Source organism: Streptomyces cellostaticus, from assembly GCF_023630175.1.
Lineage (GTDB): Bacteria > Actinomycetota > Actinomycetes > Streptomycetales > Streptomycetaceae > Streptomyces > Streptomyces cellostaticus_A.
In genome coordinates this window covers 1-10,030 of sequence record NZ_JALLIN010000084.1, presented here as the reverse complement: position 1 = coordinate 10,030, position 10,030 = coordinate 1, and the positions used below count along the sequence as shown (strand labels likewise).

The 10,030-nt window shown below is 74.6% G+C and carries 2 protein-coding genes; both read left to right on the top strand.

The annotated features are described in order from the left end of the window. A partial coding sequence (locus MXD57_RS30665) for an SDR family NAD(P)-dependent oxidoreductase (protein ID WP_250405461.1) occupies positions 1 to 2,270 on the top strand: 2,270 nt, incomplete at its 5' end. 107 nt (positions 2,271 to 2,377) lie between these two features. Continuing rightward, positions 2,378 to 10,030: type I polyketide synthase (locus tag MXD57_RS30660; RefSeq protein WP_250405460.1), on the top strand; the 7,653-nt coding region annotated here is incomplete at its 3' end.

Below are 10,030 nucleotides of genomic sequence, written 5' to 3'. Positions count from 1 at the left end.
TGGAGGAGGCTCCCGGCGCGACCGCCGCCGAGGGGAAGGGTGGCGCGGACGCGGAGTTCTGGGCCGCCGTCGACACGGCGGACCTGTCCGCCCTGACCGCCACCCTGGGCGTCGACGCGGACCAGCCGCTGAGCGTCCTGCTGCCCGCCCTGTCCGCATGGCGGCGGCAGCGCCAGGAGCGGTCGGTCGTCGACGGCTGGCGGTACGGGGTCACCTGGAAGCCGCTGGCCGATCCGGTGGCGTCGCGACCGTCCGGTACCTGGCTCGTGGTGGCCCCGGCCGCCGTGGACGCACGTGGGACCGCGGTGTCCGAGGCGCTGGCCGCCTGCGGTGCGGACGTACGGGACGTGTCCGTGGACGTCGCCGACCTCGACCGGGCGGCGTTGGCCGGCCGGCTGCGCGAGGCGCTCGCGGGAGGCGGGGCCGACGGCGTGCTGTGCCTGCTGGCGTTCGCCGACGCCCCGCACCCCGCCCATCCGGCGGCGCCCGCCGGCCTCCTGCTGACCGCGACGCTGGTGCAGGCCCTCGGTGACGCGGGAGTCGCGGGCCCGCTGTGGTGCGCTACGGCGGGAGCGGTGGCGACCGCCCCGTCCGACCGGGTCGTGAGTGCCGCCCAGGCGCAGGTCTGGGGCCTGGGCCGGGTTGTCTCCCTGGAGCACCCCGAGCGCTGGGGCGGACTCGTCGACCTGCCCGCCACGCTGGACGGACGGACGGCCGAGCGGCTCCTGGCCGTGCTCGCGGGCGGCGCCGGCGACGAGGACCAGCTCGCCGTGCGGTCCGCGGGCCTGCTCGCCCGCCGGATCGGCCACGCCGCGCCGCGGACGGCGGCGGGCGTCGGTGCCGATACCGATACCGAGAGCGGGACCGGGACCGGGATCTGGACCGATGGTGACACCGGGACGGGCACCCCCGAGTGGCGTCCCCGCGGCACGGTCCTCGTCACCGGGGGTACGGGAGCGCTCGGCGGGCACGTCGCCCGCTGGCTCGCGTCCCGTGGCGCCGAGCACGTGGTCCTCGCCGGTCGGCGCGGGCCCCAGGCGCCCGGGGCCGACGCCCTGGTCGCCGAGATCACCGGGCTCGGCGCACGGGCCACGGCCGTCGCGTGCGACGTGACGGACCGGGCCGCCGTGGCCGACCTGCTGGCGAGCCTCACCGGCACCTCGGACGGAGGTGACGCCGGCCCCGCCCTCACCGCCGTGTTCCACACGGCGGGCGCCGGGCAGTTCGCGCCGCTGGACGAGACCGGCCCCGGGGCCGTGGCCGACGTCGTGGCCGCCAAGGTCGCGGGTGCCACGCATCTCGACGACCTGCTCGAGGGAACCGACCTGGACGCCTTCGTGCTCTTCTCGTCGATCGCCGGTGTCTGGGGCAGCGGCGGCCAAGCCGCCTACGCCGCGGCCAACGCCCACCTCGACGCCCTGGCACAGCAGCGCCGTACCCGCGGCCTGGCGGCCACCTCCGTGGCCTGGGGGCCGTGGGGCGGGGGCGGTCTCGTCGCCGACGACGAGGCGGCCGAGCAACTGCGCCGGCGCGGACTGCCCGTCATGGCACCGGAGCTGTCGATCGCCGCCCTCCAGCAGGCGCTGGACGGGGACGAGACGGCCGTCACGGTCGCCGACGTCGACTGGCGCCTGTTCGTCCCGGCCTACACCGCCGCGCGTCCGCGCCCGCTGATCGCCGACCTCCCCGAGGTGCGCGGAATGCTCGACGCCGAAAAGGACGGGGCGGACACCACGGCCGAGGAGGCGGGGAACCTCCGGGCCGAGCTGCGGGGGATGAGCGGGCCCGAGGCGGAGCGCACCGTGCTCCACCTGGTGCGCGCACAGGTCGCCGTCGTCCTCGGACACGACGGGGCGGCGACGATCGAGGCCGGGCGCGCCTTCAAGGAACTGGGCTTCGACTCCCTCACCGCGGTCGAGCTCCGCAACCGCCTCAACGCCGCCACCGGACTGAAACTGCCCGCCGCGCTGGTCTTCGACCACCCGACCCCCACCGCCCTGGCCACCCACATCAGGGCGGAACTCCTCGGCGAGGACACCACGCCCGGACTCCCCGCCCTCGCGGAGATCGACAAGCTGGAGTTCCTCCTCTCATCGGTCCCCGAGGACAGCACCGAACGCGCCCGCGTCACCGCACGGCTCGAATCGCTCCTGACGAACTGGCACAAGGCCGACCGGGCGGTCATCGGAGAGGACGAGGAATTCTCCATCGAATCGGCATCCGCCGACGACCTCTTCGACATCATCAACAACGAATTCGGAAAATCCTGATCTGATGACCGATCCGATGACCGACCCGCTCCCGGATCCGCAAACGGATCCGGTAACGCACCAGACGTACGCAAGCAATCAGCAATTCCCCAGGGGGTGACGTTTCAGTGGCCGGCGCTAACGAAGAAAAGCTTCTCGAAAACCTGAAGTGGATGACCACTGAGCTGCGGCGGGCCCGCCGCCGCCTCCAGGAGGTCGACGAGGAATCCCGGGAGCCCATCGCCATCGTCGCGATGAGCTGCCGGTTCCCCAACGGCGTACGATCGCCTGAGGACTTGTGGCGTCTGGTCGCCACGGGCGGCGACGCCATCACCGGATTCCCCGCCGACCGCGGTTGGGACGTCTCCTCGCTCGCCGACCCGGACCCCGACCGCCGGGGCACCTTCTACAACACCGGCGGCGGATTCCTCGAAGAAGCGACCGTCTTCGACCCCGAATTCTTCGGGATTTCGCCGCGCGAGGCCCTGGCGATGGACCCGCAGCAGCGCCAGCTCCTGGAAACCTCGTGGGAGGTCTTCGAGCGCGCGGGAATCGACCCCTCCGACGTACGGGGCAGCCGGACCGGCGTGTACGTCGGCGCGGGAGCCATGGGCTACGGCGCCGACCTCAAGGAGGCGCCCGCAGGCCTCGAAGGCCTGCTCCTGACAGGTGGCGCGACCAGCGTCCTGTCCGGCAGGGTCAGTTACGTCTTCGGCCTCGAAGGCCCCGCCGCCACGGTCGACACCGCCTGCTCCTCCTCCCTCGTCGCCCTGCACCTCGCCACTCAGGCCCTCCGCCAGGGAGAGTGCTCACTCGCCCTCGTCGGCGGCGTGTGCGTGATGCCCAACCCCGACGTGTTCGTGGAGTTCAGCCGCCAGCGCGGCCTGGCCGCCGACGGCCGCTGCAAGTCCTTCGCCGCCTCCGCCGACGGCACCGGCTGGTCCGAGGGCGTCGGCGTCCTGCTGGTGGAGCGGCTGTCCGACGCCCGCCGCAACGGCCACCCGGTCCTGGCCGTGGTCCGTGGCTCGGCCGTCAACCAGGACGGCGCCAGCAACGGCCTGACGGCCCCCAACGGCCCCGCCCAGCAGCGCGTCATCCGCCAGGCCCTGGAGAGCGCGAGGCTGTCGGCAGCCGAGATCGACGCCGTCGAAGCACACGGCACCGGCACCACCCTGGGCGACCCCATCGAAGCCCAGGCCCTCTTCGCCGCCTACGGCCAGGACCGCCCCGCCGACCGGCCACTGCGGCTGGGCTCGCTCAAGTCCAACATCGGCCACACCCAGGCCGCGGCCGGTCTCGCCGGCATCATCAAGATGGTCATGGCGATGCGCCACGGCGTGCTCCCGCAGACCCTCCACGTGGACGAGCCCACCCCCAACGTCGACTGGTCGGAAGGCGCCGTCTCGCTCCTCACCGAGCCGGCCCCCTGGCCCGAGACCGGCGCCCCGCGCCGCGCGGCCGTCTCCGCCTTCGGTGTGAGCGGCACCAACGCCCACACCATCATCGAGCAGGCCCCCGACGCGGAGGAGCCCGCGGAGGCCACCTCCGCCGCCGTGCCCCACGTACCGGCCGTCCTGCCCTGGACCCTCTCCGCCAGGAGCGCCGACGCCCTCCGCGACGGGGCCGCACGCCTGCTGGCCACGCACGGCCAGGGTCGGTCCACCGCACGCCCCCTCGACATCGCCCACTCGCTGGCCACCACACGCGCGGCCCTGGAGCACCGGGCCGTCCTCCTCGGGGACGGCTCCGACGCGCGCTCGCTGTCCTCCCTGCTGGGTGCCCTCGCCGAGGGCGAGCAGGTGCCGGGCCTGGTGCGGGGCACGGTCGTCGGCGGCGGCCTGGCGTTCCTGTTCACGGGGCAGGGCAGTCAGCGGCTGGGTATGGGTCGTGAGTTGTACGAGGCGTACCCGGTGTTCGCCCAGGCGCTGGACGCGGTGTGCGCCCACCTGGACCTTCCCCTGCTGGACGTGTTGTTCGGTACGGACGGCGAGGTGCTGGATCGGACGGAGTTCGCGCAGCCGGCGTTGTTCGCGGTGGAGGTGGCGCTGTTCCGGCTGCTGGAGAGCTGGGGCGTGAGGCCCGACTTCGTGGCCGGTCATTCGATCGGTGAGATCGCGGCTGCGCATGTGGCGGGTGTGTTCTCGTTGGAGGACGCGTGCACGCTGGTGGCCGCGCGTGGTCGGTTGATGCAGGCGCTGCCGTCCGGTGGCGTGATGGTCGCGGTGGAGGCGTCGGAGGACGAGGTTCTTCCGCTGCTCACCGAGCGGGTGAGCATTGCGGCGGTCAACGGTCCGCAGGCGGTCGTGGTCGCGGGTGACGAGGCGGACGCGGTGGCGATCGCCGCCCACTTCGAGGAGCAGGGTCGTAAGACCAAGCCTCTGAGCGTCAGTCACGCGTTCCATTCGCCGCACATGGACGGGATGCTGGACGCGTTCCGTACGGTCGCGGAGTCGATCGCGTACGAGACCCCTCGGATCGCCGTGGTGTCGAACCTGACCGGCGCCGCGGTGACGGACGAGATGGGCTCGGCGGACTTCTGGGTACGTCACGTCCGGGACGCGGTCCGCTTCCTGGACGGGATCCGTGCGCTGGAGGCGGCCGGTGTCACGACGTTCGTGGAGTTGGGCCCGGACGGTGTGCTGTCGGCGCTCGCCCAGGACTGCCTGACCGGCGGCGTGGACGCGGTCTTCGCGCCCGCCCTTCGTGGTGGGCGGTCGGAGGCGGAGACGGTCAACACCGCGCTGGCCCAGGCGTACGTCCGGGGCGCGGCCGTCGACTGGGAGGCGTACTTCTCCGGGACGGGCGCCCGGCGCGTCGACCTGCCCACGTACGCCTTCCAGCACGAGCGGTACTGGCTGGAGCCGAGCACGGCAGGGGCCGGTGACGTGAGCGGCGCCGGACTCGAACCGGCCGCGCACCCGCTGCTCGGCGCGGCCGTCGCACCGGCCGGTACCGACACCGTGCTGTTCACCGGCCGGCTCTCGCTCCGCAGCCACCCGTGGCTCGGCGGGCACGCCGTGGCCGGTACGGTCGTGCTTCCGGGCGCGGCCTTCGTCGAACTCGCCGTACGCGCCGGTGACGAGACCGGCTGCGGGCACGTCGAGGAGCTGGAGCTCGATGCCCCGCTCCGTCTGCCCTCCGAAGGCGCGGTGCGCCTCCAGGTGCTGGTCGACGCCCCCGACGGCCAGGGCCGCCGCACCCTCACGGTCTCCTCCCGGGCCGAGGCCGCTCCGGCGGACGCCCCCTGGGAGCGGCACGCCCGGGGCGTCCTCGCGCCCACCGCCCGCACCGCGTCCTTCGACCTGGCGCAGTGGCCGCCCGCCGGTGCCGAGGCCGTGGACGTCACGGACCTGTACGTCACCGACCCGGACGCCGCCGATCCGGACGGCGCCACGCTCCGGCGCGAGGCGCCGTTCCGCGCCGTGCAGGCCGTCTGGCTCCGTGGCGGCGAGCTCTTCGCCGAGGTCCGCCTCCCGGAGGACGACACCGAGGGGGCCGGCTTCGGCCTGCACCCCGCGCTGCTGGACGCCGCCGCGCACGCGGCCTTCGTGCGGGACGGCGACATCGGTACGGGCGCCGGGCTCGGGACCTGGTCGGACGTGACGCTGTACGCCGAGGGCGCGGGCGCCCTGCGTGTGCGGGTACGGAACACCGGCGAGGGCGCCGTCGCGCTGGACCTCGCCGACGACCTGGGCCGGCCGGTGGCGACGGTGGGCGGACTGGCCCGGCGGCCGTTCGGGACGGTGGAGCCCGGCACGGGCCCGGGCGCGTCGGCCGTGCGCCACGACTCGTTGTTCCAGCTCGACTGGGTGCCCCTGCCCCTGCCTCTGCCGCTGCCCTTGCCGCTGGCGGACGGTACGCCGGCCGACGGCACGGCCGAGCCTGCTTCCGGTGACGGGTGGGCGGTACTGGGCGACGCGGCCTTCGGCCCGGCCGCCCGGTACGCGGACCTGGCCGCGCTCGGCGAAGCGGTGGCCGCGGGTGCCCCCGTACCCGCGCACGTCCTCGCCCCCTTCATGGAGGCGCCGGCCGGTGACGGCCCGGAGGCCCTGCACGGGGCGACGCACCGGGCGCTCGCCCTCGTGCGTTCCTGGCTCGCCGACGAGCGGTTCGCCGCCTCGCGCCTCGTCGTCCTCACCCGCGGCGCGGTCGCCGGCCCGGACGAGGGCGTCGACGACCTGCCCCACGCCGCCGTCTGGGGCCTGATCCGCTCGGCGGAGACCGAGAACCCGGGGCGGTTCGTCCTCGCGGACCTCGACGCGCATGGAGCATCGGACCCTTCCGCCCACAGCACCCTCCTCGCCACCGCCCTGGCGTGCGACGAGCCCGAGCTGATGCTGAGGGACGGAGCCGTGCGCGTCCCCCGGCTGACCCGCAGCCGCACGCCCGCCCACCCCGCTTCCGAGTCCGGCCCCGCGTACCAGTCCCGCTCCGGCCTCGGCCCGGGGTCCGGCCCCGAGTCCCGCGACGGCGCCACGGCCATCGACCCGGACGGCACCGTCCTGATCACCGGAGGCTCCGGCACCCTCGCCGGCATCGCCGCCCGGCACCTCGTCACCACGCACGGCGTGCGCCACCTGCTGCTCCTGAGCCGCCGGGGCGCCGACGCCCCCGGCGCCCCCGCGCTCACCGAGGAACTGACCGTGCTCGGCGCCCGGGTCACCTGGGCCGCCTGCGACGCGGCCGACCGGGACGCCCTCGCGGCCGCGCTCGCGACGGTACCCGCCGAGCACCCGCTCACGGCGGTCGTCCACACGGCCGGGGTCCTGGACGACGGCGTCGTCGCCTCGCTCACCCCCGAGCGCCTCGACGCCGTCCTGCGCCCGAAGGCCGACGCCGCCCTGCACCTCCACGAGCTGACCCGCGACCTGCCCCTCTCGGCGTTCGTCCTGTACTCGGCCGTCGCCGGAACCCTCGGCAGCGCCGGACAGGCCAACTACGCAGCCGCCAACGTCTACCTCGACGCCCTCGCCCAGCACCGCCACGGCCAGGGCCTGCCCGCCACGTCCCTCGCATGGGGCATGTGGGCCGACGCCAGCGGCATGACCGGCGCGCTCGACGAGGCCCACCTGCGGCGCATGGAACAGCACGGCATGGGCGCCCTGTCCGCCGCCGAGGGCATGACCCTGCTCGACGCGGCGCTCACCGCCGGCCGGCCCGTCCTCGTCCCCGCCCGCCTCGACGTCACCGCCCTGCGCACCGCCGCCGGCCCCGAACCGGTCGCCCCGGTCTTCCGGCAGCTCGCCGGCACCGGCGGCCGCCGCACGGCACGCACCCGCGCCGGCGGCACCCCGCTCGCCGAGCGGCTGCACCGCCTCACCGCGCCCGAGCAGGACCGGGCGCTGCTCGACCTCGTACGCACCCACGTAGCAGCCGTACTCGGCCACGCCTCGGCCGAACGGGTCGACGCGGACAAGGCGTTCAAGGACCTCGGCTTCGACTCGCTGACCGCCGTCGACCTGCGCAACCGCCTGTCCGCCGCCACCGGCCTGCGGCTGGCCACCACGCTCGTCTTCGACCACCCGTCGCCCAGCGCCCTCGCACGGGAGCTGCGCACCGGACTCCTCGGCGACCCGCACGGCGCGCACGACCCGGCCACCGGCACGTCCAACGGCACAGCCGACGGGCTCGTCACCCGCGCGGGCGCGCTCTCCGGAACGCCCGCCGGGGGCCTCGCCGACGACCCCGTCGTGATCGTGGCCATGAGCTGTCGCTACCCCGGCGGCGTCCGCACCCCCGAGGAACTGTGGCGGCTCGTCGAGACCGGCGGCGACGCCATCTCCCCGTTCCCCGGCAACCGGGGCTGGGACATCGACGCGCTGTACACGGACGGCGACGGCCACGCCTTCGCGGGCGGCTTCCTGCACGACGCCGACACCTTCGACGCCGACTTCTTCGGCATCTCGCCGCGCGAGGCGCTCGCCATGGACCCGCAGCAGCGGCTGGTGCTCGAAACGGCCTGGGAGGCGATCGAACGCGCCGGCATCGCCCCGTCCGCCCTGCGCGGCAGCCGGGCCGGCGTCTTCGTCGGGGCGGCCTACAGTGGTTACGACGCCCAACTGGAACAGTCCGGCGCCGACGAGGTCCTCGGCCACGTGATGACCGGCAACGCGGGCAGCGTCCTGTCCGGCCGCGTCTCCTACGCCCTGGGCCTCGAAGGCCCGGCCGTCACCGTCGACACCGCCTGCTCGTCCTCGCTGGTGGCCCTGCACTGGGCCATTCAGGCGCTGCGCAACGGTGAGTGCACGATGGCGCTGGCCGGTGGCGTCACCGTGATGTCGACCCCGGGCACCTTCAGCGAGTTCAGCCACCAGGGCGGACTCTCGCCCGACGGGCGCATCAAGGCCTTCGCCGCTGCCGCCGACGGCACGGGCTGGGCCGAGGGCGTCGGGATGCTGCTCGTGGAGCGCCTGTCGGACGCCCGCCGCAACGGGCACCCGGTCCTGGCCGTGGTCCGCGGCTCGGCCGTCAACCAGGACGGCGCCAGCAACGGGCTCACCGCCCCCAACGGCCCCTCCCAACAGCGCGTCATCCGCGCCGCCCTGGCGAGCGGAGCGCTGACCCCCGCCGAGGTCGACGTCGTCGAGGCACACGGCACCGGCACCAGGCTGGGCGACCCGATCGAGGCGCAGGCGCTGCTCGCCACCTACGGGCAGGACCGGCCGGAGGGCCGGCCGCTGCTGCTCGGCTCCATCAAGTCGAACATCGGTCACACGCAGGCCGCCGCCGGTGTCGCGGGCGTCATCAAGATGGTCATGGCCATGCGCCACGGGGCGCTCCCGCAGACGCTGCACGTCGACGAGCCCACCCCGCACGTCGACTGGACGGCCGGGGACATCACCCTGCTGACCGAGCGGACGGAGTGGCCCCTTACCGACGACCGGCCGCGCCGGGCCGGAGTCTCGTCCTTCGGCATCAGCGGGACGAACGCCCACACCATCATCGAACAGGCCCCCGCACCCCTCCCCGCACCGCAGCCGCCGACGACCGGCGTGTCGGAGACCAGCGCGCCGGAGACCCTGCCCTTCGTCCTCTCGGCCAGGAACGCGGACGCCCTCCGCGCCCAGGCCGGCACGCTCCTGCCCGTGATCGAGTCCCCCGAGCGGCCCCGGCCGGTCGACCTCGCCCACTCCCTGGCGACCGGCCGGACGGCCCTCCACGAACGCGCGGCGATCGTCGCCGGCGACCACGAGGGCCTGACGCGCGCTCTGGAGGCGCTGGCGGCGGGTGAGCAGGCCCCGGGCCTGGTGCGCGGCACCGCCACCGGTGGCGGGTCGGCGTTCCTGTTCACCGGTCAGGGCAGTCAGCGGCTGGGTATGGGTCGTGAGTTGTACGAGGCGTACCCGGTGTTCGCGGAGGCGCTGGACGCGGTGTGTGCGCGGCTTGATCTGCCGCTGAAGGACGTTCTGTTCGGCGACGACCGAGCCGCGCTGGATCGTACGGAGTTCGCGCAGCCGGCGTTGTTCGCGGTGGAGGTGGCGCTGTTCCGGCTGCTGGAGTCGTGGGGCGTGAAGCCCGACTTCGTGGCCGGTCATTCGGTCGGTGAGATCGCGGCCGCGCATGTGGCCGGGGTGTTCTCGCTGGAGGACGCGTGCACGCTGGTTGCGGCGCGTGGGCGTCTGATGCAGGCGCTGCCGTCCGGTGGCGTGATGATCGCGGTGCAGGCGTCGGAGGACGAGGTCCTGCCGCTGCTGACGGACCGGGTGAGCATCGCGGCGGTCAACGGCCCACAGGCGGTCGTGGTGGCCGGTGACGAAGCGGACGCGGTGGCGATCGCCGCC